The organism is Bradyrhizobium sp. B124 (assembly GCF_038967635.1).
Taxonomy (GTDB): domain Bacteria; phylum Pseudomonadota; class Alphaproteobacteria; order Rhizobiales; family Xanthobacteraceae; genus Bradyrhizobium.
In genome coordinates, this window is record NZ_CP152413.1 from 7814584 (window position 1) to 7836941 (window position 22358).

Genomic DNA, 22358 nt, shown 5'->3' on the forward strand with positions numbered 1-22358 from the left:
ACTCAAGGAACTCAGTGTCCCGAACTCGACGACGCGCACCTACACATCGGAAACGCAGACTTAGCGCTGGATCACAGAAGAACTACCAGCCTTAGTAGGTTCGTTGTTCGCGTTTCTTAGGTAAGTGAAGGGAACCATTCTGGGATACGTGCGTCAAGCAAATGTGGTCTGACAGGCAAGTTGCTGCAAGAGGCGAGAGAACGGCGATCAAACGGCAAGGCCACCATGATTGCCCCGTTGCAACAGGTCTTGATTGCCTAGCAACGAAAACTACGAGATGCATCGATCAAAGGCACAGCTTGCGTGCACAATGACGTAATCCGAGGCGATCTCAATCGAATCGTGAGCGTAATTGCGACGTCACACAGACGATCCCCCGATGACCATTACCGAACCTCAATCATTGCATCCTCATCCTCAATCACGCACGACAGGATCACGCCAATGGCAACTGCCCGGGTATCTCAACCGCCGTCAATCTCACCACTTTCGATCAGAGAGCGGACCGGTTCGATCAGCACCGCGGAGATCGTCTCAATGCTGAAAGGGGAGATCACCGGCCTGCACATCAAGAAAGCCTTTAGTATCGAGGTGGCCGAAGAGATCTCCGCGAATTTTTTTCGCAATCCTGGTCGCAAGGAGCGCAAAGATGGCGTTCCGGGACAATATATCGGCGCATCTCACTACAGCAAGGACGCGGCCACCTATTTCGGAGAGTCGGAGACTGCGCGGCCGTTCGTCCACGCCCTTTTCGGCGATTTAGTTGATCCGGTCCGCGGACTATTCAGTGCATTGAAACGAGACCTTCGTGATCACGGCATTGAGTTGCGGCTGGCCCGTTCGGAGCACGGTCAAGCCAATGTTTGCCGTGCTCTTTGGTGGTCTGGAACGGGCACGTATGCCTTGGAACCTCACGACGATGTCGCTCAGGTTCTGTGTGCTGGGAACGATTACGAGCTTGCTGCGGTGGCGAACAACACCGTCGTTGCACTCAACTTCTATCCCAGTATGCCCGAAGAAGGTGGAAACTTGCGAATCTGGAGCCATAAGCCGACGGTCGCGGACCGAAAGTCGCAGAATGTTGAAACCACGGGCTATCCCTATTCGACGGATTATCTCAAGGCTGTTCCGTCCCACGATTTTGAGCTCAAGGTCGGGGATGTCGCGTTGATCGACGGCGGTTTTGTTCATGGTGTTACCCGACAATTGGGCAACGAAAATCGTCGCCTTCTGCTGAACAGCTTCTTTGGGTTTGCGCGGCCGGATCTCGTTCTGTGGTGGACCTAAGTCGGACATCGTCGCAACTGGCGGCCTTTGCGCGGCTAAGGCATTTACCCGCCCTGTCAGAGCGAGCGCTGTACACCTTCGTGAGTTGCGCAGGACTTGTCGGTCGCACAACACTTGGAGACGCGATGTCGATTTTTCCCTACATCTTCTGCGTAGCTAGGGGGGCTGGCTTGGTGCTGGGCCCGGCATTTGGCCTTGCGCGGTACTACGGCATTTCTAACGCATGTCAGCTTCGGAACTCGGGCCCCTCGGCGAAGTACCGATGCGGCAACCAGCTACGGCTGAGAGAGGGAGTTCGCCGATGCAGAGCGGTCCGAATTCGCACGAACCATTGTTAAGTGACAGCTCCAGCCCCCGTGGATCGAACGCGCGACAGGCGAAGTGGAGGTCGATATCAATGTCATCGGCGGCGGACACACGCGGCTTCCCCGACGCTCCAGGTTGCGGAGACGGTCGACGCGTCGCCGCCGGTGTCGTCCGAAATCCAGTTTAATGCGCCGGTCACAATGTCGGCCGGTCAATGCGGGTATGTGGGTGATGCTAGCCATTCTCACGACGACGCTTGAACAGGCGTTTTGGTCAGCGCCTGATCGAGCTGCTCGGTCGCGGACGACCATGGCCTCGATCCAGTAGAGAGGCACAGCATTGAATGTTGGCCGGAGCGTGTGGAGTCGTTTCACGTAAGGCTTCAGGGATTGGAGAGCGAGTGCTCGGGCCGAACGGTGGTAGCGGCGTGCTGTCCCCGTCGAGGTCCTCAGCGCCAGAGATGCGTACCGGAAAGATTGACCCTAGCGATCATGTCGGTGCGCTCCTGGATACGCGTGCTGCCGGGACTCTCGGGCATATGGTCTTGCACGTGTCGCGCCCGCGGCATGTGTATGGGCATTGCCCCCAAGCTGCTGTTCCAGCCTCCAGCGACAGCGGTTCGCGTTGGAAGATAAGGCAAGCGGACCGGTGTTGCAGAGTAGTCATCGTTGCTGCCGCTGCCTATCCGCGTGTCTTAATTCAACGTCACGACCAGCTACTGTCAGAGAGCTTGACAGCGGTCGATCCTGTGCAAGCTGCGGGGACCTCGGCCACGAAGCAGATGCTCAGCCCATTTCGCTTAGACAGCGAATCAGCGCGTCATGTCCGTCGCGCTACTTAATCCTAAGACGATTGGTTCGAGCGCTTCAGGGCGCGTAGATGTTACGAGCCTTAAAATGCAAATTATTCATACCAGCAGCGCGGTGTCATGTCGCTGAATGCTTACCAGGTGTTTGTTGCGATCGCGGAGCGCGGTAGCTTTGCCTCGGCTGCGCATCAACTGAATCTGTCGCCGTCAGCGGTTAGCCATGCATTGGCTTCGTTTGAGAAAGAACTGGGGTTTACACTTTTTGGCAGAACTCGCAGTGGCGCTCGTCTAACTGCTGGTGGTGAAGCACTGCTACCGACCGTGAGAGAAGTGCTTCAATGTAATGATAAGTTGAGACAGCAGGCAGCGGAGCTTCTCGGGTTTGAGTCGGGGACTGTGCGTATCGGCGCGTTCACTTGCGTCAGCGTCGCGTGGCTGCCGAAGATCATTCGCTCGTTCGCCACCCGCTATCCGCAAATAGAGGTGTCCATTGAACAAGGGGCGCACGACGATGTGGCTAAATGGGTCATGAACAGCCGGGTTGATCTGGGCTTTACCATATTTCCTGCGCCGCCTGGGTTAGAATCAACGCCCCTATATGCGGACCCACTCATGTGTATCGCGCCGCTCGGCTTTGCGCCAAAAGGCAAAGCATGTATCACGGTTCCTGAGCTGACCGACCACAATGTCGTGCTACAAGAAGAAAACCAAGGAAAAGAAACGGAGAAGGTTCTAGCGAACCACAAAATCTCGATTAGATCCGGCGCGCGGGCGATCGACGATGCGGCCATCCTTGCAATGGTCGAGAGCGGGCTTGGATTAAGCGTCATGCCTCAACTGGCACTGCTTGGCCATAAGAGTGCGGTGCAGGTGCTTCCATTGTATCCACTCGAAAGCCGGGTCATTGTGCTGGCCTCGCTAGGCCAACAAAGCTTGGCGCCTGCGACCAAGGCGATGCACCAACATATCGAAAAGTTTGTTGCCGGGTGGTCCACCGGTGAGGACTGCAGTCAAAGCTGACCCCGACACGGAAGCAGGCGAGCCGCATAGATAGCAGTGCGTACTCAAAACATTCAGAGGCCCTTCCGTAACCAAAATCCGCAAAGCGCGGATACAAGTGTAGAGTTTATTTCGCCCAGACCAGTGGAGGTGATTATGGCTACGACATTTTCGGCGAGTTCCTCAGCCGGTAGCCCATTTCCGAGATCAGAGTACGAGCGCCGACACAGGGAGGTGTTTGAGGCAATGGCGCGCGCCAGCCTCGACGCGCTTCTGGTCACCGCTCACGGCCATCTCCGGTATCTCACCGGATACGATGGACTAGGCGGATACTTCATGCCGTTTCCATTGGTCCTCGCCCCGGGCCGGAAGCCGACATATGTCGTCCGAGAGTACGAGGTAAATGGCGTTCGCGTGGAAAGCTGTATCGACGAGATCGTGGCCTATGTCCAGCAGCAGGACTTTGCCAAAGTATGCGCGGATGTCCTACGCAACTATGGGCTGGAGAACCGTAGGGTGGGATTTGAACTCGGCTGCTGGAATCTTGCGCCGGCCGACGTAATTGCGCTTCAGGCGCAACTTCCTAATATGAAGGTCGCCGATGCCACTCGTGTGGTTCCGTCAGTATCGGTGGTAAAAAGCGAACTGGAGATCAAGGCGATGCGCGATGCGATGGCCATAACCGATGTGGCGGTACGCACGTTTCTGGCTGCGCTGCGAGATGGTGTGACCGAAGTGGAAGTGGCCGCAGCCATTCATGGCGAGGTACGAATTGCTGATGGCGACGACGTCAGGCTGTTTTCCTTGGGTTTCGGCGAGCGGAATAAGCTGCCCCACGCTAAGCCCACGTGCCATCCGATCAGAAACAACGAGCCGGCCATGATCGAAGTCGGTGGAATAAAGCGTGCGTACGCTGCGGGACTGGTTCGCAGCGCCGTGCTTGGTCGACATCCGGAGACCGAGTCTCTGTATGCTTTAGCGGAGGAGACCCTCGAAGCCGCGCTTGCAGCAATCAAGCCGGGCGTGACGGCCGGTGAGGTGGATGCCGTGGGGCGCAAGGTGATCGGGCGATCCGGGCGTCCGGAGGTCTTTCGCCATCGGACCGGATATCAAATTGGCATCAACTGGGGAGAGCGTGGCAACCTGAGTTTGGAGCCAGGTGCGCCCGACCTTCTCCTGGCCGGTATGACGTTGCACATGCCGATCATTCTCTTCAGCGAAAGTGGCTACTTATTTGGCTGTAGCGAGACCGTTCTGGTGACGGAGAGCGGTGCGGAAATACTCAGCCGTACACCACACACGCTCTATCGTGCCTGACTCATAAGTAAGAGGTCGAATATATGTATGGCGTTTAAAGGTCGCACCCAAGCCTGATCTCGGAAATCGGTTTTTCGTGGGACGATCTCAGCACTGCATGCGGTCCGGTATTCAAAACCCGGAGCGACTTTCAAGCGAGCTTTCTCTAGGCAGTTCCTGTGTAGTGAGCCGGCTAAACCGTCAAACTCGTGAATGCCGAACTTATCAAAAGAAGGTCATTGAGTGCCTCCACCGTGTCGTGACACTCGCAAAGTGCGTGTCTACCGTTTCCGTCAGCGACATCTAAACGATCCGGCACCATCCTTGTCCCTTAGGTGTTTAGTCCCGGCATTTGCTGGAGCGGATTGAGGGTGAATCGTTCGGGCTCTTTTGTCCAGGCTTTGCAGATGTATTCGTAGGGCGTGAGGCCCTTCAGGGTCTTCAGCCGCCGAGCGTAGTTGTAAGCGTTAATGAAGTCGGCAAGGTGTGCTTCGAGCTGATTGTGTCGGTCGTAATGATAGCGTTGGACGGTCGCTTCCTTGATCGTGCGGTTCATGCGCTCGACCTGCCCATTGGTCCAGGGATGCTTGATCTTGGTCAGCCGATGTTCGATGCCATTCTCTTGGCAGCGCATATCGAACATATGCGTCACGTATCTTGCCGTCGGGCCGTCCGCGTAGCGCGGCAAGAAGGTGAACTGGATCCCATTGTCGGTGAGAACCGTATGGATCTTGTAGGGCACAGCCGCGATCAGAGCTTCGAGGAAGGCGGAGGCGGAGGTCCTTCCCGTCTTCCTGACCAGTTGCACGAAGGCGAACTTGCTGGTGCGATCAATGGCGACGTAGAGATAGAGCTTGCCTTCAGCGGTCTGGAGCTCAACAATGTCGATGTGGAAATAGCCGATCGGATAAGCCTTGAACTTTTTCTTCGGAGGCTTACTGCCTTCGACCTCCGGCAATCGACTGATGCCGTGGCGCTGGAGACAGCGATGCAGGGATGATCGCGTCAGATGTGGGATGGTCGGCTGAAGCGCATAGAGGCAATCGTCGAGCGGCAATAGCGTATGCCGCCGGAAAGCAACAATGATCGCCTTCTCCTCGATGGAAAGCACGGTCGATTTGGCTTCCGTTGGGCCTGTCGGGAGATCGGCGACTGCCTCGCGACCCTTCCACTTCGCGACGGTCTTTTGGTTGATCCCGTAGCGCCTGGCGAGCGCTCTCAGGCTCTCTTGACTATTTTGTATTGCTCGACGGATTGCCTCCGTCGTGGTGGCGCAGCCGTGTAAAACCTGTCCCATAGCGCATCCTTCGAATCGTGCGATAAGAATGCACCATCAAAGCTTGGGACTAAACACCTAGGGCAAGTAAATAGTTCGAGTAACCTCGGGGAAACCGATGAAGCACAAACAAGCGTGATCAGCTATGAATAGAGCTACGTAACTAGAGAGCCGCTCCTCTAGGGTACAGACCTAGTCTCCTTATCGTTCGCCGACTCAGTAAACGTTTGCAGTGGCCGCTTGTGCGTTGAGCTGGTCGGAGATCGGCAATCCACGAGCCAGGCGAATGCGTTCTAAGCGAGCGCTTTTGAAAGATAATCCTCGAGCGTCCGTATCGGCGCGTCGTGCTTCTCGTTTGGGGCGTTCTCGGTTAGAGCCGGATCGGTCGGGAGAGCTCTCGGCCAGGCCTTCTTCGGCCCGGGTAATTGTGGCAGGTTGAATTGTCCGTGCGATGATCTCGTTTCGACTCTTTGAGCAAGTGATGTCGCTCCGGACAACGATATTCAACTATCCATTTCGGTAGTTTGAAAGCGCGGACTTCCAGATAGTCTTCGGACGAACTATGCGCATCCATGAGAAGAGTTTCGATGATTCGCAGTGTCCAAGAACGTCAAACAATGGACTTGTTATGCTTGGTATCACTGAACGTGATGACCATACTGTGGCCAAAGCGTAGCTCGTATGAACTGCGTTTCATTCGCCGCAAGGTCAAATGTCCGAGGGGCCAACAAGCCGATCGAGGAATTCGTCTATGTATGTCCCGCAAATCCTGATGCGGACGCGATCGTCATCGGAAGTTTAAACGGCGATGCATAAGAGGATTTGAATAGGCTGCAAGAGGTCAGAAGATATCTTATTATGTGTTCGATCATCGGGGGGCGGCAACTTGGGGATCACCAGTGAACACGCTGCTCGCACCAAGCAAACCGTGCCATCAATGGACGGGGACCATGTTCTCGACCACGCGTACGACTCGCTTGCGACCCTTGCTGGCCTGGCAAGACGAGGGTCTTTCGTGGTGCCGCCGGGGTGGAGGATCGCATCATGAACCCACTTAAGATTGCCATTGTAGGAGCAACAGGCGCCGTTGGCGCTGAACTGATCAAGCTGTTGGAAAAGTCTCACATCCCGGTTTCGCAGCTAGGGCTGATTGCGTCATCGCGCTCAGCCGGGCGTCAAATAGCGTTTCGGGGCGGGGCGTGGCCTGTGGATGTTATCGAGAGCGCGGGTAATACGACTTTCGACATGGCCTTCTTCTCGGCGGGCGGAGCCATCAGCCTAGAATGGGCACCGCGGTTCGCAGCAAGCGGCGCATTGGTGATAGACAACTCAAACGCGTTTAGAATGAACCCCGATGTGCCGCTCCTTGTCCCACAAGTGAACCCCTGCGTGCTGACCTCGCGGCCAGATTGTGGGATAGTGGCAAATCCAAACTGTTCCACAATCCAGCTGGTGCGAGCCATTCGCCCGCTGGTCCAAGTACTTGCCATTCGCCAGATAGTGTTGACTACGTACCAAGCAGCCTCTGGTGGAGGCTTGAGGGGCATCAACGAACTCCTAACCGGTTCAAAAGGCGTGCTGGATGGAACCGATGAGCCATCCAGTGAGCGGTTCCCGGTCGCGCTTGCTTTCAATGTGATACCTCAGGTAGGCGAGTTTTCCGCTGACGGGGCGACGCTCGAGGAGCGAAAGCTGATCCAGGAATCGCGCAAGATATTTAGTTTGTCGGAACTGAAGCTGACCGCAACCTGCGTACGCGTTCCGGTAACAAATGGGCACTCGGAAGCCGTTTACATCGAGTTTAGGGAGCACGTTTCGCTGAATAACGTGCGTGAACTTCTAGCGCGCGAGCGAGGTATCCAGCTTTATGATAACGCAAGTTGCCGACCTTATCCCACACCACGTCTGCTGCAAAACCATGGTGACGTCCATGTCGGCCGGATCCGAGTAAATCCCGATGATGGCCGAGGGCTTTGGATGTGGGTGGTTGCTAACAATCTGCATGTAGGAGCCGCACTCAACGCAGTGCAAATTGCAGAACTTGCGGTCAGTAACCGGCTTGTAGGTGCAATATGAACTTAACGATCCTGAAGTTCGGCGGGGCTTCATTCCTAAAGCCCGATCACTATTGCCGAGTTGCTTCGCAGATAGCAAGACGACGAGAAGGTGCCGGCAAAATCATCACGGTAGTCAGTGCAATGTCCGGCACGACGGGCAATCTAAAAACAGCGATGCTTGACGTCAACAATCGCGCACCGCCATCAGCTTTGGATGCAGCGCTTGCCACGGGAGAGATGCTAAGCGCCTGTTTGTTGCAGGCTGCTATTAGTCGGCTTGACATCCCCGTCACGTCACTGTGCGGCTATACATTGGGAATACGCACAAACTCTGATTTTGGTCGTGCTTCAATCGAAGAAGTCGATACAGCGCCTGTTCTCAAGGCGCTTGAAAACCACGATATTGTCATCGTCACGGGCGGTCAAGCAATTGATCGGTCGGGAAGGCTGACCATGTTGGGAAGAAATAGTTCTGATCTGACAGCAGTGGTCATTGCTGCATCATTGAATTGTTCATTTTGTGAAATCTACTCAGATGTATGCGGCGTATACACTGCAGATCCCTATATCATTCCAAGTGCGCGGTTGATCCCCGAACTTACTTTTCGGGCTATTGCTCAGATGTCTCAACATGGCGCAAAGGTGCTGCACCACCGCGCAGTGGGGTACGCGGAACGACATGGCGTCTCGATCATTTGCAAGTCGTTGCAAGGCGATGGGGAGATCGTTGGCACGCGCGTGGGGCCTGCGGGAGAGGCCAACTCGGTTGTGCTGGCTCGTGATGCGACGTTGCTCTCCTTCAATAAGGTTAGCGACCGTGATCTAGCTTGCTCGAACCTAGATCAAATTGAAGTTGGCGCAATCCCGCTTGCGACTCAAGGCGGTGGCGCTTGTATGTGCCTCACCGGCGACGCCGACTTCGCAATCCAAAGGCTTGAACTTACCGGCCCACTTCCGAGTTCAATTGAATCGGCCACTTTAGTAAGCGAGATTGGATCTGGAGAGCCACGTCACCATCTTGAGTATGAATTTGAAAGGGCGGTCGACTTGGCCCGGCGTATTCACGAGACACTATATCCAGAAGGTGACACAAAGTTCCCGGCTGAATCGAATAAGCAGCGTTCGGCCTATAGTTCTCTGCTTCTCGGTTCCTGATGTTTTGGGTTGTGTACCGTTGTCCAGGGATCTCTGTGGCCAAGGCCAAATGTGCGTTTCTGTCGGGCGGAGCTTCGCGGAGCACCGCATGTCCGCCTCTGCCGGTGAGGTGGCTCGGCTTGCACGGCGCGTCCGAGGGTTAGTCGGGCGTGCCGAGCCGATCCTCATCACAGGAGGACGAGCCGTGACAGACTACAAGGAAGCATTCGTCGGAAACGACGTCGCGAAGTTGAGAAACGCCGTCGGGGTTGCGATTGACGTAAGCGGTGTTCCGGCAGCACCTTCCGAATGATGTCGTTATCTGAGAACCTGCGGGCTGGTTTGAGCCGCTAGGTTTAGAATGATCACAGATGACGATGCTATCACCAGGCCAGCGCAGCGGGTTTGAGGTGTTCACGGGAGCGGGTCGCCGCCGCGCGTGGCTTCATGAAGCGAAGGCGCGGATCGTCGGGAAGCGGCGAGCTGCGGCCGTCAGGCGGCGTGGTTCCATGGCATAAGCGCGTCGATTTCGTTGCTCGGCCAGCCGTTGGCGATACGCTGAAGTGTTAGGCGGGGCCAGGCGAATGGATCGACGTTGTTTATTTTCGCACGTAAGCGTAGCGCCGAGGCCCTTGAGATTGTTTGTGCTTAGATTTGGGAGGATCGCTAGAAGAGTCACCTTCGGCAAGGGTGCTCACAATGGACGACCATTCGGACGACATAAGACGACCGTTGTCGCCGCGTATCGAAGTGTATGCTGGCGTAGGTCGAAAGCGCTGGCCGGATGATTTGAAGGCACAGATTGCGGCGGAAAGCCTCGAGCCGGGTGCGATTGTCACAGATGTCGCCCGCCGCCATGGCTGCCGGCCCCAGCAGGTGCATGACTGGCGCCGTCGAGCGCGTTTGGGCCAGTTGGTGCTGCCGGCTTCGGCGGATACCTTATCGTTTGTGCCTTTGGTACCGGAAACGACGCTACCGGCGGCTGCGGAGCCCTCCGTGTCGCCGGTAGCAGCCGTCGTTAGCATCGTTGGTTTGGATTTGGCTAAGAACGTGTTTCAGGTCCACGGCGCGGGGCAGGATGGAAGGATGGTCCTGCGTAAAGAGCTCAACCGCAGCAGATTGCTCGAGTTTTTCGCCAAGTTGCCAAGGTGTGTGGTTGCGATGGAGGCCTGCGCCAGCGCTCACTATTGGGGACGGGAGATCGGTAAATTGGGGCACGAGGTCCGGCTGATCCATCCCTCCTACGTGAAGCCCTTCGTTAAGCGTCAGAAGAACGATGCAGCGGATGCGGAAGCGATCGCCGAAGCCGCGTCTCGACCAACGATGCGCTTTGTCGGCGTCAAGAGCGCCGAGAAGCAAGCCTCTTCCATGGCATTCAAGGTTCGTGATCTCTTGGTTCGACAGCGTACACAGGCGATTAATGCTTTGCGCGGACATCTTGCGGAATACGGCTTGATCGTTGCTCAGGGCGTGAGACATATCCCCCGCCTGGATGAGCTCTTGGCAGCATATCCGGACCTGCCCGATCTTGCTCGTGGCCTTTGCCAGAATCTCTTGAGGCATGTGGAAGCCCTGTCGCAGCAGATAGCAGAGCTGGAGAAGGGGCGTAAGCGGCAAAGAGACCCCCGTCTGGCGGAGTGGGTGAGCGATCGGCTATCGGCTGCTGAGTTTGTGAGCCGATGTGAGCTTCTATGTCTGCGCCTAGTTCTGGAACTAGAACCTTCCATATGATCGAAGCGGTCGCCGACCGTCTTGAGGGAGCGCCGCGTCAGCTTCGCCGACGCTGGTCGGACGAGTTCAAGGCGCAAGTTGTGACAGAGGCGCTGGAGCCTGGCGCGAGCGTCTCGGCGATCGCCCGCCGGATCGGCATTCACCCGTCGCAGCTGTTCGCCTGGCGCCGTGATGCTCGGGCCGAGCGGCATTATCGCTCGCGGCCCTCGAGTTGCGAGGGTGTGGTGGCTTCTGTGGCAGGCGCGGTGATCGAAATTGCGATTGGCGAGGTGGTCGTGCGCGCCGGCGTGGATGTTGACGAGGCGCACTTGCAGCGGGTGATCCGGGCGGTCCGTTCGGCATGATCCCCTCTGGTGTGAAGGTGTTCCTGGCCAGCCATCCAGTCGACTTCCGCAAGGGTATCGATGGCCTTGTTGCGCTGGTGCGCGATGCGGGCTCAGATCCGTTCGACGGTGCGCTTTATGTCTTCCGGGCCAAAAGAGCCGACAGAATAAAGATCGTATGGTGGAATGGCTCCGGCGTGTGCCTCTATTTAAAACTGCTTGAAAAGGCGAAGTTCTGCTGGCCGCGGATCGGGCATCATCGGGTGCAGATGAATCCTGCGCAGTTGATGGCACTGGTGGATGGAATGGACTGGAAGCGGGTCCGGACCGTGGCGGTCAAGCCGTCGGAGATTGTTGGGTAAAAGCGCTGCGGCGAAGTGAATCAGTGAGCTGAAAAGGCAAGAGAACCGGGGCAAAATGTGCTCGGGTCGGGCCAATGACGCCGCCGCCCGATCTCAGCCTCCCGAATGACATAGAGACGCTGAAGGCCATGGTACTTGCCATGGCCGAGAAGGCGGCCCGCGCCGATGCTCTGGAGAGCGAAGTCGCCGATCTCAGGGCGCGCAACGCCGATGCCGATGCGCGCATCGCGCGGCTGACGCAGATCCTGAAGGCCTTCGACCGCGCCCGGTTCGGCCGACGATCGGAAAAGCTCGGCTCTGCGAACGGTGACGATGAACAGCAGAGCTTTGTCTTCGAGGAAATCGAGACCGGCATCGCTGCGATCAAGGCCCAGGTCAGCAAGGGCCGTGAGCAGGCGGACGGCAAGCGTGCACCGCGTCGGCGCAAGGGCTTTGCGCCCCATCTGGAACGGATCGAAACGGTCATTGAGCCGGAAGAGCTGGCTGAGCATGCCGGCAAGCAGAAGGTGCTGATCGGCGAGGACGTGTCGGAGCGTCTGGATGTGGTGCCGGTGAAGTTCCGTGTGATCGTCACGCGCCGTGCCATACCAAACCCGTTCGGCATAGTTCGGCGGGCGGCATAAACCTGCAAGATCAACGACGTTGATCCGCTGGGCTACCTCACCGACGTCACGATCAGCTTGCTTTGGGCTTACCGAAGGCAAGAACTCAAGCCGTGGCCTGAAGACGACGGTTACCGCTTGACTGTCTCACTGACGTCCTGACCAGGATCGTCTGCGGTCATCCCAACCGCGACATCGACGAGCTGCCGACCTGGGCAAAGCAACTAAATCCCTCTAAGCCGTGGCCTAAGAGCGACGCGGAAGCGGCTGACGCATATGTGTGTTTTTAGTGACCGGCCACCGAGGGCTCATGCCGTCTTAAGCCCGCGAACTGGACTTCTTTGACAGCGAAACAACCGCTCTTAATGCGCGAGTATTCACCATCCTCGGCCACTAACTCGGAACCATGCTGGCACCAGGTCGCGGTCATGCATCGCGAATTCTTCGGCAACCGTCGACAGTTTCGGTAGGGCCAGAGCTTGCCGCGATCGATCGCCAGAGTACATCAATGATTTCCAGCACGCGTTCTCTTGCCGACAAGACTCGCCCTTGATGTGATTGATGACGAAGTATGCCCTCATCAGGCGAAGTCCCGGGTTGCGAAGCGGACGAGTTTCCGGTGAACGAAGAGCGCGTGATCACCGGCGGCCCGCTGGAGCTGTGGGCTCGTTTAGGTTGCGATGCGGCCGGATCGGGCCGCTTCATGTCACGCTCTTTGCCGGCAGCTGGTCCTGCCGCCGGAACGCCGCCCACAAAGACCGGATTTTGTCGGCGATGAGCGGATGCCTTCCGGCGTTACTCATGCCGAGGGTCCTGCCGACGCTGTCCATTTGCTCATACGAAGCCCGTCACTCCAGCAACACCACCGTTCTACAGGGCATTTGTAAGGCTTGCAGCAGTGCGCATTTCCTGGCGAACGGTTCATTCCACCTTGAGCGCTCGTGGCAAGCACCCAAGGATCAGTAACAGTATCACAGCTGATGACAAGGCCGACCATTGATCTCCTCAAGATTAAGAAACGCGTGCCGAAAATGGTCTCCTCGCCGATGGTTGCGCTATCTTGTCCCCTGTTTTCGGCGGTAATGGACGGTAGCGCGCGGCTCGAAGCCATGCTGGGAGCACGATTGACGAGTGCGTGTAGCCCATCGGCAACCCTCGCCGAAAACAGTGGTGTTCATCCAGAGCCGCGCCATCACGGCGAAGGATTCTTTTAGATCTTGATCGACAACTAAGTGGGTCGAAATCAGCGATAGTAGCCGAGCACCAGGACTCACTCGGATACTGTGAATGACAGAAGACTATGGGCATTAGTAGGTTCTTCGCTTCCGGTTCTTAGGTAAGTGAGTGGAGTATCTCGGGAAGACTGGTTAGCGCAACGCCGAAAAGTGGCGCACGCTTCGGTCACTGTATCCAGAGCCAGCAAGATCTGTGAGTAGCATGCTTGCTTGGAATAACTTACCAGCGAAGGAAGGCGACTATGAATGAAACGACTGGTGAGCCACTTGGTATGCAGTCTTTGGAAAAGCTGGAATCAAATGTTCGCTCATACTCACGTTCATTTCCGGCAATTTTCAGTCGAGCGCGCGGCTCAATTATAAAGACGGAGGCTGGTCAAGAGGCCATTGACTTTCTCTCCGGTGCCGGAGCGCTGAACTACGGCCACAACAATCACCGAATCAAAACTGCTCTTACGGAGTATCTAGCGTCGGATGCCGTAATCCATGGACTAGACATGGTAACTCCCGCAAAAATTGAGTTCATGGAGACGTTCAGCTCTGTCATACTTCGCGAACGAGGGCTGCACTACCGTTTCCAATTCACTGGGCCAACTGGTGCCAATGCTATTGAAGCGGCATTGAAGCTCTCACGGAGAGTCACCGGACGCCAAAATATCATTTCATTCACGCATGGATACCACGGCGCCAGCTTAGGGGCGCTTGCTGTGAGCGGTAATCGATTTTATCGCGCGGCCAGCGGTGCTTTTTTGTTTGGCGCAACTTTCATGCCCTACGATGGCTATCTTGGGCCAAGTGTTGATACGGTGGGCTATCTACGAAAAGTATTGACGGACGAGAGTAGCGGCATCGATCGTCCCGCTGCCATTCTCGTCGAAACTGTGCAGGGAGAAGGGGGCATAAATGTTGCTCGCAAGGAATGGTTGCAGGCAGTTCAGGCCACGGCAAAAGATATTGACGCCCTTTTCATTGTTGATGATATCCAGATGGGTTGTGGTCGGACAGGTGAATTCTTCAGCTTCGAGTTTGCAGCGTTGTCCCCAGATATTGTCGTGCTGTCGAAATCACTCAGTGGGTATGGTCTGCCACTATCAATGTTGTTGATCAAAGAGGAGTACGACGCATGGCGGCCAGGGGAACACCCCGGCACGTTTCGAGGAAACAACTTTGCGCTTGTGTCTGCCACCGCCGCTGTAGACATTTATTGGCGCAGCCAAACTTTGTCGCAGGAAGTGCTACGCAAGGGGGAACTTATGCGGCGTCGACTGGAGGGCATTGCATCCAGTCACTGCAACAATTTTGCCGTTCGAGGGCGCGGCATGGTGCTCGGGTTTGATTGCCGAACGGCAGAGATTGCAGAGTCTACGGTGCGCAAGGCCTTTGAGAAGGGGTTGATTATCGAACGATGTGGGCCCATTGATCAGGTTATAAAGTTTTTGCCAGCACTCACGATCGATCCTGAAACATTGACTCAAGGAATTGATATTTTCGAGGAGTCTTTGGCGGAAACCCTGAAACAAGCTGGGTCGGTAGTGGATTGAATCGTGGTGTTCGTCCGGATGACCAATAGGGCGTGGCCGCGTGACGGGTCGCGGGCACCGAAGGTGCAGCACAGGCGGAGTCCGTGGAGATATCCAGCGCCGCTGGCCAGGGCCTGCCAGTGATCGATGGTCCAGGTGAATCGTCGTTTTATGAGCTGCAGCGCAGTTCGTCGATGCCTGTCAAGGAGGCGGTGAACCGTTCCAGCGCGTGAGCAAGTAGTCCATCGGCTTGGCGAGGTCGTTGCGACGCGAGAGGTTGACGCGCCACTCGCGCATCCAGGTTTCAAAATCGGCGACCAACGGTGCGCTCAGCTCCCGGCAGGTCGTCCGGCGCCGTTCGGGGCTTTGGCCGTTGATGCCTCGTTCAACCGTAACCGGCATGAGGGCCTCACCTCGCAGTGACGAAGCTTGTCTGCGATACAGGCTGGCAAGAGCTGATCGGTGGAGGTGGCGCGATGGCAAATGCCATGCTTGATGCCAGGCAGGAAGGTGACTCTTATCGCCGCGTTGAGGTGATCACTGGGGAGCGCCGGCGGCGACGGTGGACGAGCGAGGAGAAGGCCCGGATCGCGGCAGAGAGCTTTGAGGAGGGGGCGAACATCTCCGAGGTGGCGCGGCGCAATGGCGTCTCTCGCGGACTGCTCACGGTGTGGCGCCGCCAGGTAGCGGCGGCGCTGGCCGGCAAAGCCCAGAACTTCGTGCCTATCCAAATTGGCGCCGAGAGCGATGGCGGGAGGGTTGGCAAGTCCGAGTGTATTTCGCCGGTACAGACGAAGCCCGTGGAGATTGCCACGCCGCCGGCCAAGGTCTGTGGAGTGGTCGAGATCGAGGTGAACGGGGCGCGCATCCGGGTCGAGCCGGGGGTGGAACTGGCGACGCTTTCGGTGGTGCTATCGGCGCTTCGAGGGATCCGGTGATTGCTCTACGGTCAGACCTCAAGGTGGTGCTGGCGGCCCAGCCGGTCGACTTTCGTAAGTCGGTGCATACGCTGTCGGCGCTGGTGAGCGAAGCACTGCGCGCGAACCCATATTGCGGCGACGTCTTCGTGTTCCGCAGCAAGCGCATGGACAGAGTGAAGCTTCTGGCGTGGGACGGCAGCGGCATGGTGTTGGTAACGAAGTGGTTGCACCAGGGGCGTTTCACCTGGCCGCCGATCCGCGACGGCGTTGTGCATCTCAGTGCGACGCAGCTTGCGATGCTACTCGACGGGCTCGAGTGGACGCGTGTGTCGCCCAAGCCTGTGAAGCAGCCGGCCATTGTCGGCTGAGAAGTGAGGATTTCACTGGAGCATGGGTCGCACGGATGTATCGTCTGGTCATGGCGATTCGCCCCGACACTCTCCCGACCGATCCGGCAGCTCTGACCGAGATGGTGCTCGCGCTTGACGCTGAGAACGAGACGCTGCGCGTAGCAATGCAAACGTTCAAGGACATGATCTTCGGGAAGCGCTCGGAGCGGCTTGCCGCGCTCGTGGCCGAGCAGCTCGCGCTTGAGCTTGGCGATCTTGAGACCGACGTCACGCCGCCTGCAGCTGCCAACGACGATGCAGCTGCGGCAAAGCCGCCCGGCAAGCCACTGCGGAAGAAGGCGCGCCGCAACATCGGCGCGCTTCCAAAGCACCTGCCGCGCTGTGAGCATGTGCTGGAGCCGGAGGCGACCGCATGCCCGTGTTGCCAGGGCCAGCTTCACAAGATCGGCGAGGACGTCAGCGAGGTGCTGGACATCATCCCGGCGATCCTGCGGGTGCTGCGGACGGTCCGTCCCAAGTACGGCTGCCGCCGCTGCACCGATGGTGTGATCCAGGCGAAGGTGCTGCCGCGCCTGATCGAGAGCGGCATGGCTTCGACCGCACTCGTGAGCCACGTGGTAGTCTCGAAGTTCGCCTGGTATCTGCCGCTGTACCGACAGGTGCAAATTCTGGCCGGCCAGGGTGTCCATCTCGACCGGGCGACGCTTGCCGGCTGGGTGAAGCGTGCGGCCTGGTGGCTCAGGAGCCTCTATGCGCTTCAGCTGCGCACGATCCAGACCGCGCCGCGCCTGTTCTGCGACGAGACGCCGATGCCGGTGCTCGATCCCGGACGACATCGCCCGCGCATCTGCCAGTTCTGGGCGCATGCCATGGATGACCGGCCATGGGGCGGTCCCTCGCCGCCGGCGGTGGCCTACGTGTTCGCCGACGGCCGCGGCACGGCGGAGATCGCCAGACAGTTGATGGGCTTTTCCGGCATTCTGCAGGTCGACGGTTATGCCGCCTACAAAGCGCTCGCCCGCGATCATGGCGGCGCGATCCAACTCGCCTTTTGTCTCGCCCACGCCCGCCGCAAATTCGTCGAGGTGTATAAGACGACCCAGTCGCCGTTCGCGCGCGAAGTGATCGAGCGCCTGCAGGCGGTCTATGCCATCGAAGCAGAGATCCGTGGCAGCAGTGCCGAGCAGCGGCTGGCCACCCGCGGCACCAGGTCCGCTCCATTGATGGAGGCGCTCAGGACGTGCCTGACCGCAATGGTCGGCCAGCTCTTCTCCCAATCGAAGCTGGCGGAGGCCATCAACTACGCACTCAATCACTGGGACGGGTTGACGCTGTTTCTCCGCGACGGCCGTGTCGAAGTTGACAGCAACACAGTCGAGCGTTCCATGCGCCCGATTGCGATGGGAAGACGCAACTCATTGTTCAGCGGCAGCGAAGGCGGCGCCGAGAGCTGGGCGATCCTGGCGTCGCTCGTGAACACGGCAAAACTCCATGAGCTCGACCCGCAGGCCTACCTGACCGATGTGCTGGAGCGCATCGTGTCTGGGCGAACCAAGAGCCATCAGCTGCACGAGCTGCTCGCCTGGAACTGGAAGGCGGCGCGCCGGCACACACCGCAGGCAGCGGCATGAGCCCACGTCGCCATAAGGCAGCATCGTCGATGGCGTCAGCCGCGATGTCGCTTGCGGAGCTCGAGCGATGGCTCCACGATCGCGTCGATCGCCATCCTGCCGCCACCAGCATTCCCATGCTCGACGGCTATACCGCCGCGATCGTGGCCGGACCGGTGTCGATGAGCCCGCTCGATTGGATCTGCCCGCTGCTCGCGATCGATGCCGACGCTTTCAACCATGGCGGCACGCCGGAGTTCGCCGCGATCTCCGCCGTCGCGCTGCGCCACAACGACATCAGCAACACCCTCTCGACTGCCCCCGATCGGTTCGAGCCGATGCACCGGCGCGACCCCAGCGGCAACATCGATGCGCATCCCTGGTGCCAGGGTTTCTATGCTGCGATGCGGCTCAGACTGTCGGCGTGGGCGCCGTTGCTCGACGTCAACAACGTCAATCACGGCCTGCTGCTGCCCATCCTGCTGCATTGTCGCGACGATCAGGCCCGTCCGCTGCTCGGACCGCCACGAAGCGGTCGCAAAACCGAGGATTTCCTCCGTAACGCCTACCTCGATATCCCAGCCGTCGTCGAGGCGCTGCGCCAGCACTGGATGCCCATCCGCTACGCCCGCGACCGCTAATCATCGCGGACGTGGGAGCTCATACCGGTTACGTTCAACCTCGAACAGGGCGTCGTCAGGCGGCCTCCTTCCAGCGCCAGGGGCGAGATCACCGCGGGCTTTTTGCCTGCACCTTGCGGCGTGCATTCTTTGCCTGATCAGCCGTCACGAAGAACAGCCTTCGTGCATGGACCCAGCACGCAGCTTCCAGGATCCTGCGTTGCAGCCTGGGTCGTAAAGCCTGCCGAGCACCACAGGCATCGGCCTGGAAGATTCCGCCATAGCTGGCCAGATGCGCCTGAGGATGTTCACCGGCACGATCGCGTGAGTAATAAAACACCGCTTTGGAGCTGGCCCGCCGAACGGCTTGTCGTCGCGGACATAAACGCTGATCCGGCGGTTGAGGTCTTGCCCTTGGCCAGAACAGGCACCGTGGTGTCGTTGCCGTGCAGTCGCTCGGCGCTGCGCGCACGGGCTTCGAGGCGCTGGAACAAGGGCGTCAGCGCGACCGTTCAGCCGCCGACCTGATCAGCCAGGGTCAACAGGCTAATCGGCGCACCTTCCTTCGCATAGCGTTCAGCTTGCCGGTTTAGGGACCAGTGCGGGCCCTGTTTACGTATTCAGAGTCACAGTAAGACGCCGTAACGTTTTGTTGAGCAATTCGAGATCGATAGCGTAGGAGAGGCGGGTTTCCGGCCGGGTCGCCAAAGGGCGTGCCCGAATGTGAGCCGACACCAGCGTCCATCCGCAACAGGTAACGAAGTCGGCGTTAAATTCGCGGCCGTGGCCCTTAGCGCACTGCTGCCAGTTGCTGAGATCAAGATAGAGGTAGAATCCGCCTTGGGCAGGAAGTTGGGATATTGACCTCAGCGACGAAAGAATTAAAAGCCCGAGCGCTCTCGCTTTGCCAAGCCGCAGTTCCAGTTGGAAGGTGTATCGCCGGAGTCCAGGTGGTGAAGCAGTGCATGGTGTGTACGATTGGAGGTTGCATAGGCTTTTAACGCGTTAACCGCCTTGATGACCGGCTCAGGGCCGGCGAGATAGCCAATCCCCCAGCCGGTCAGAACCAGCGACTTGGAAAATGATTGGCTATCAGAGTGCGAGCACGCGCCAGCGGGTTTACGGAGACCATGGGATTGGGTATGCGGGGCATGGACAAAAGCAGCATAACGTTCATCGAAGATGATCCAAAGATCCCGGTCGATGGCGAGTTGGGCAATGTCGGCAAGGACGTCGCGGTCGTAGACCATGCCGGTTGGATCGTTCAGTGTGCTGACAACGATCGCCTTAGTTTTTCATATAACGGCGCCCTCGCGAGGTCCGTGAGCATCGGTACATGGTTGTTGTGCCGGGTCTCGATGAAGACCGGCTTGCCGCCGGGGGGACCAGAACTTTGTCCCCAGGATCTAACAAAACCATGGCCGAATTGAATAGAGCCTGTGGCGCCGCTCGTCACCGCGATCTCGTCTGGCGACCAGTATTGGGCGGTTTCGGCAAAATCTTGCGAGCGAGCGCATAGCGCAATTTCGTCAGGTTGTCCGTGTCGCAGCATCGCCCAAAGTCGCGATTAATCGCAACGATCTGGCTCGCGTACCGTTGGCGCAAGGTCACTCCAGATCTTTCCGGCGGTCAAATCGATGATTTAGTCGCTGTTCGCAGCAGCGTTAGCGGCGGTTCATTGCGGAGCGGTGCCCGATGCTTCGAGCACGACCGCCCGTTGCGCCAACATGAGAGCTCTCACCTGTGATCCGAAATTTCGCTTCCGTTGTTATTGTGAACCCGGCTGCAATTTTATATGAATGTCACATTCATTAACCATTAGTTATGTGTCGACAGGCCGATCAATTGCGAAGGTTGATAGTTGACCAGGATGGAAAGCGCGCGCGTATAGGCGTGGTCCGGCTGCGGAAAACTATTCGGCTACTCGTGGACCTGCCTTGCCATCGATCTCGAACCACCTGAGGCCACTCCAAAGCGAGTCATTATGGTTCCGTTCAAGGTGACCGATAAGCAGGTAAAGACCTGTTCGGGGCGGCGGCCATCGACGCCCCGCGGGGGCCTTAGCTGCGCCCGGTAAGAAGCCACACACGCGAGCCGAATCCCACGGCAAGGAATGACGGCTTAGCTTGGAACTGCGGGCCCCATGATAACCCGCATAATTACAGGTGTCTTGCAAAGCAAAACGTCAGTTCGTTTAGAGTTGCTGTCAGCCGCCGCAAGCCTTTGTCGAGTAGTTCGAGATCGATGCCGAAGGAAAGGCGAATTCCAGCGGGGTCGCCAAAGGCTGTGCCGGAGACAGTTGCAACCCCAGCATCCATCAGCGCACTAACGACGTCATCGGCGTCGAGTTTGCGGCCATTGGCCTTGGTGCGCATCTGCAAATCGCTGAGATCGAGATAGAAATAGAATCCGCCTTGCGCTGCCGGTTGGGGTACCAATGTCAGTGCCGAAAGGATCGACAGCCCGAGCGCTCGCGCATTAGCAATGTGACGTTGCAATCGCAATTGGAAAGTTGGATTCTTGGTCCCCAGATGATGAAGCAGCGCATGCTGTGCGATAACATTGGGATTGGAGGTTGTATGGCTTTGTAGCGCCTTAACGGCATCGATGACGGCGTTCGGGCCGGCGAGATAGCCAATCCGCCAGCCGGCCAAGGCCAATGATTTTGAAAACGAATTGACGATCAAGGTGCGCTCGCGCGCCCGGGGCGCCACAGAGATGATCGGATCATGGCTATGTGGGGCATGGACGAAAGACCCGTAGCATTCATCGAAAATGATCCAGAGATCCCGCTCAACGGCGAGCGTGGCGATGCCAGCGAGGATGTCCCGGTCGTAGACCGTGCCGGTCGGATTGTTGGGCGTGTTGACAACTATCGCCTTAGTCCTCGGCGTAATGGCTGCCGCGAGATCCGTGAGTCTTGGCACATAGTTATTGCGTCGGGTATCGACAAAGATCGGCGTGCCGCCGGCAATGACGATCTGGGCTGGGAAAGTAGTCCAGTAGGGAGAGGGGATCAGCACTTCATCACCAGGGTTCAGAAGAACCATGGTTGCATTGAAGAGTGCCTGTTTGGCGCCGCTCGTCACCGCGATTTCGTCTGCCGACCAGGGTTGGGCGGTTTCCGCGGAAATCTTGCGAGCAAGAGCGTGGCGCAGTTCCATCAGACCAAGCGTTTCGGTGTAGCGATTGACGTTGCAATTAATTGCGTCGATCGCGCCCTCACGGACCGATGACGCGAGATCGCTCCAAATCTCTCCGGCCGTCAGATCTATGATTTCCTTGCCCCTCGCGGCAGCTGCTTTGGCGGCGCTCCTCGCCGCGGCGGTCGCCGACGATTTGAGCATAACGGTCCGTTGGGCCAACACGTGCGCTCCTCGTCAATCCAAAAATTTCAGTTATGGTTTCCGCTGTGGCATGAGGTCCCGCACTCAACCCCACGTTGGCGGAGCTTGCGCGTCACCGCCGCGGGGAGGCCGTCGTGTGCTTGCATGAGAAAAGCGAGTTCGCTAGCGGGCAGCGCTTCCACAAGTGCTGAATCAGCGTATGGGTCACAGCTGTAAACGAAAATAGATCGTGATTGGTCTTGCATGTTGATCCTCACCGGTGCGCTTGACCGACCATCGTTGATCAGCGATGTGTGACGCACTTCTGTCCTCTAGCTCAATTGCAAGGATTGGTAGTTGACTGTGGCGCGCAGAGTATTGCATCTCGCTACAATGAGCGCAGTCGCGGCGGCCGCTCGCAACCGTTGAGGTGTATGGCGCCTCAGATCAAAGATCCAGAACGTCGGCATTTGCCGTGCTGCAAAAGTACTTGCGAGCCTTGCCTGGAGACGGGGCACGCCCATTGGCTTCGCGCCGCACGAAAGTAAAGCGGCGCCTTCGTACCGGACGCGAGCATGACCGCAGTCTATCTAATT

16 protein-coding genes and 5 pseudogenes are annotated in these 22358 nt (G+C 57.9%); 15 read left to right on the forward strand and 6 right to left on the reverse strand.

Annotated features, from left to right (window positions below; translation table 11 throughout):
* The first annotated feature begins 444 nt into the window (after positions 1-444).
* From AAFG13_RS36905 to AAFG13_RS36915, 3 genes are all read left to right on the forward strand, one after another.
* Positions 445-1287 (forward strand): hypothetical protein, encoded by an 843-nt coding sequence (locus tag AAFG13_RS36905; RefSeq protein WP_342709948.1) that lies wholly within the window; start codon positions 445-447, stop codon positions 1285-1287.
* Positions 1288-2521: 1234 nt separating this feature from the next.
* Positions 2522-3421 (forward strand): LysR family transcriptional regulator, encoded by a 900-nt coding sequence (locus tag AAFG13_RS36910; protein ID WP_342709949.1) that lies wholly within the window; start codon positions 2522-2524, stop codon positions 3419-3421.
* A gap of 135 nt (positions 3422-3556) precedes the next feature.
* Complete coding sequence (locus AAFG13_RS36915) at positions 3557-4717, forward strand: Xaa-Pro peptidase family protein (protein ID WP_342709950.1); 1161 nt, start codon at positions 3557-3559, stop codon at positions 4715-4717.
* Positions 4718-5027: 310 nt separating this feature from the next.
* On the opposite strand, the gene AAFG13_RS36920 is transcribed toward AAFG13_RS36915, so the two are convergent.
* Positions 5028-5993, reverse strand: coding sequence for an IS481 family transposase (locus AAFG13_RS36920; protein ID WP_342709951.1), 966 nt, complete (start codon positions 5991-5993; stop codon positions 5028-5030).
* Positions 5994-7016: 1023 nt separating this feature from the next.
* Between AAFG13_RS36920 and AAFG13_RS36925 the strand changes: the two genes are divergently transcribed.
* Positions 7017-8048, forward strand: a complete 1032-nt coding sequence (locus tag AAFG13_RS36925) for an aspartate-semialdehyde dehydrogenase (RefSeq protein WP_342709952.1) — start codon at positions 7017-7019, stop codon at positions 8046-8048.
* Positions 8045-9184: a uridylate kinase gene (locus AAFG13_RS36930; protein ID WP_342709953.1), complete on the forward strand. Its 1140-nt coding sequence runs from the start codon at positions 8045-8047 to the stop codon at positions 9182-9184. The genes AAFG13_RS36925 and AAFG13_RS36930 overlap by 4 nt, the downstream gene beginning before the upstream one ends.
* A 471-nt stretch (positions 9185-9655) precedes the next feature.
* On the opposite strand, the pseudogene AAFG13_RS36935 reads toward AAFG13_RS36930, so the two are convergent.
* Positions 9656-9772 (reverse strand): annotated as a pseudogene (locus AAFG13_RS36935) (transposase domain-containing protein); the annotation flags it as partial.
* 90 nt (positions 9773-9862) lie between these two features.
* On the opposite strand from AAFG13_RS36935, the pseudogene AAFG13_RS36940 reads away from it, so the two are divergent.
* The 6 genes and pseudogenes from AAFG13_RS36940 to ectB form a co-directional block, all read left to right on the forward strand.
* Positions 9863-10081, forward strand: a pseudogene (locus AAFG13_RS36940) (transposase); the annotation flags it as partial.
* Positions 10082-10186: 105 nt separating this feature from the next.
* Positions 10187-10780 (forward strand): annotated as a pseudogene (locus AAFG13_RS36945) (IS110 family transposase); the annotation flags it as partial.
* A 110-nt stretch (positions 10781-10890) separates the two neighbouring features.
* Positions 10891-11238, forward strand: coding sequence for a transposase (locus AAFG13_RS36950; RefSeq protein WP_038388960.1), 348 nt, complete (start codon positions 10891-10893; stop codon positions 11236-11238).
* The gene (tnpB, locus tag AAFG13_RS36955) at positions 11235-11579 is read left to right on the forward strand and encodes an IS66 family insertion sequence element accessory protein TnpB (protein WP_342709954.1); all 345 of its coding nucleotides are present in this window, start codon (positions 11235-11237) and stop codon (positions 11577-11579) included. The genes AAFG13_RS36950 and tnpB (AAFG13_RS36955) overlap by 4 nt, the downstream gene beginning before the upstream one ends.
* A 74-nt stretch (positions 11580-11653) precedes the next feature.
* Positions 11654-12297: pseudogene (locus tag AAFG13_RS36960) on the forward strand (IS66 family transposase zinc-finger binding domain-containing protein); the annotation flags it as partial.
* A gap of 1391 nt (positions 12298-13688) precedes the next feature.
* Complete coding sequence (gene ectB, locus AAFG13_RS36965; protein WP_342713480.1) at positions 13689-14957, forward strand: diaminobutyrate--2-oxoglutarate transaminase; 1269 nt, start codon at positions 13689-13691, stop codon at positions 14955-14957.
* A 180-nt stretch (positions 14958-15137) separates the two neighbouring features.
* Here the strand turns inward: ectB and AAFG13_RS36970 are convergent, their stop codons facing one another.
* Positions 15138-15338, reverse strand: coding sequence for a transposase (locus tag AAFG13_RS36970; RefSeq protein ID WP_342713581.1), 201 nt, complete (start codon positions 15336-15338; stop codon positions 15138-15140).
* Between the two features lie 74 nt (positions 15339-15412).
* On the opposite strand from AAFG13_RS36970, the gene AAFG13_RS36975 reads away from it, so the two are divergent.
* The 4 genes from AAFG13_RS36975 to AAFG13_RS36990 are packed head-to-tail and all read left to right on the forward strand — an operon-like array spanning position 15413 to position 18457.
* Positions 15413-15874: a transposase gene (locus AAFG13_RS36975; RefSeq protein WP_141343522.1), complete on the forward strand. Its 462-nt coding sequence runs from the start codon at positions 15413-15415 to the stop codon at positions 15872-15874.
* Complete coding sequence (tnpB, locus tag AAFG13_RS36980; RefSeq protein ID WP_069279868.1) at positions 15871-16224, forward strand: IS66 family insertion sequence element accessory protein TnpB; 354 nt, start codon at positions 15871-15873, stop codon at positions 16222-16224. The genes AAFG13_RS36975 and tnpB (AAFG13_RS36980) overlap by 4 nt, the downstream gene beginning before the upstream one ends.
* 50 nt (positions 16225-16274) lie before the next feature.
* Positions 16275-17837: an IS66 family transposase gene (locus AAFG13_RS36985; protein WP_342709955.1), complete on the forward strand. Its 1563-nt coding sequence runs from the start codon at positions 16275-16277 to the stop codon at positions 17835-17837.
* A gap of 29 nt (positions 17838-17866) precedes the next feature.
* Entirely contained in the window at positions 17867-18457 is a 591-nt protein-coding gene (locus AAFG13_RS36990) for a UPF0149 family protein (protein ID WP_342709956.1), read from the forward strand.
* Between the two features lie 68 nt (positions 18458-18525).
* Here AAFG13_RS36990 and AAFG13_RS36995 read toward each other — a convergent pair.
* The 3 genes and pseudogenes from AAFG13_RS36995 to AAFG13_RS37005 all read right to left on the reverse strand — a co-directional run.
* A pseudogene (locus tag AAFG13_RS36995) lies at positions 18526-19029 on the reverse strand (transposase); the annotation flags it as partial.
* A gap of 288 nt (positions 19030-19317) precedes the next feature.
* Entirely contained in the window at positions 19318-19686 is a 369-nt protein-coding gene (locus AAFG13_RS37000; RefSeq protein ID WP_342709957.1) for an aminotransferase class I/II-fold pyridoxal phosphate-dependent enzyme, read from the reverse strand.
* Positions 19687-20595: 909 nt separating this feature from the next.
* Positions 20596-21804, reverse strand: coding sequence for an aminotransferase class I/II-fold pyridoxal phosphate-dependent enzyme (locus tag AAFG13_RS37005; protein ID WP_342709958.1), 1209 nt, complete (start codon positions 21802-21804; stop codon positions 20596-20598).
* Between the last annotated feature and the right edge of the window lie 554 nt (positions 21805-22358).

Coding starts and splice junctions, on each gene's coding strand:
- AAFG13_RS36905 (WP_342709948.1), top strand. CDS start 445: ATGGCAACTGCCCGGGTATCTCAACCGCCGTCAATCTCACCACTTTCG.
- AAFG13_RS36910 (WP_342709949.1), top strand. CDS start 2,522: ATGTCGCTGAATGCTTACCAGGTGTTTGTTGCGATCGCGGAGCGCGGT.
- AAFG13_RS36915 (WP_342709950.1), top strand. CDS start 3,557: ATGGCTACGACATTTTCGGCGAGTTCCTCAGCCGGTAGCCCATTTCCG.
- AAFG13_RS36920 (WP_342709951.1), bottom strand. CDS start 5,993: ATGGGACAGGTTTTACACGGCTGCGCCACCACGACGGAGGCAATCCGT.
- AAFG13_RS36925 (WP_342709952.1), top strand. CDS start 7,017: ATGAACCCACTTAAGATTGCCATTGTAGGAGCAACAGGCGCCGTTGGC.
- AAFG13_RS36930 (WP_342709953.1), top strand. CDS start 8,045: ATGAACTTAACGATCCTGAAGTTCGGCGGGGCTTCATTCCTAAAGCCC.
- AAFG13_RS36950 (WP_038388960.1), top strand. CDS start 10,891: ATGATCGAAGCGGTCGCCGACCGTCTTGAGGGAGCGCCGCGTCAGCTT.
- tnpB (WP_342709954.1), top strand. CDS start 11,235: ATGATCCCCTCTGGTGTGAAGGTGTTCCTGGCCAGCCATCCAGTCGAC.
- ectB (WP_342713480.1), top strand. CDS start 13,689: ATGCAGTCTTTGGAAAAGCTGGAATCAAATGTTCGCTCATACTCACGT.
- AAFG13_RS36970 (WP_342713581.1), bottom strand. CDS start 15,338: ATGCCGGTTACGGTTGAACGAGGCATCAACGGCCAAAGCCCCGAACGG.
- AAFG13_RS36975 (WP_141343522.1), top strand. CDS start 15,413: ATGGCAAATGCCATGCTTGATGCCAGGCAGGAAGGTGACTCTTATCGC.
- AAFG13_RS36985 (WP_342709955.1), top strand. CDS start 16,275: ATGGCGATTCGCCCCGACACTCTCCCGACCGATCCGGCAGCTCTGACC.
- AAFG13_RS36990 (WP_342709956.1), top strand. CDS start 17,867: ATGGCGTCAGCCGCGATGTCGCTTGCGGAGCTCGAGCGATGGCTCCAC.
- AAFG13_RS37000 (WP_342709957.1), bottom strand. CDS start 19,686: ATGGTCTACGACCGCGACGTCCTTGCCGACATTGCCCAACTCGCCATC.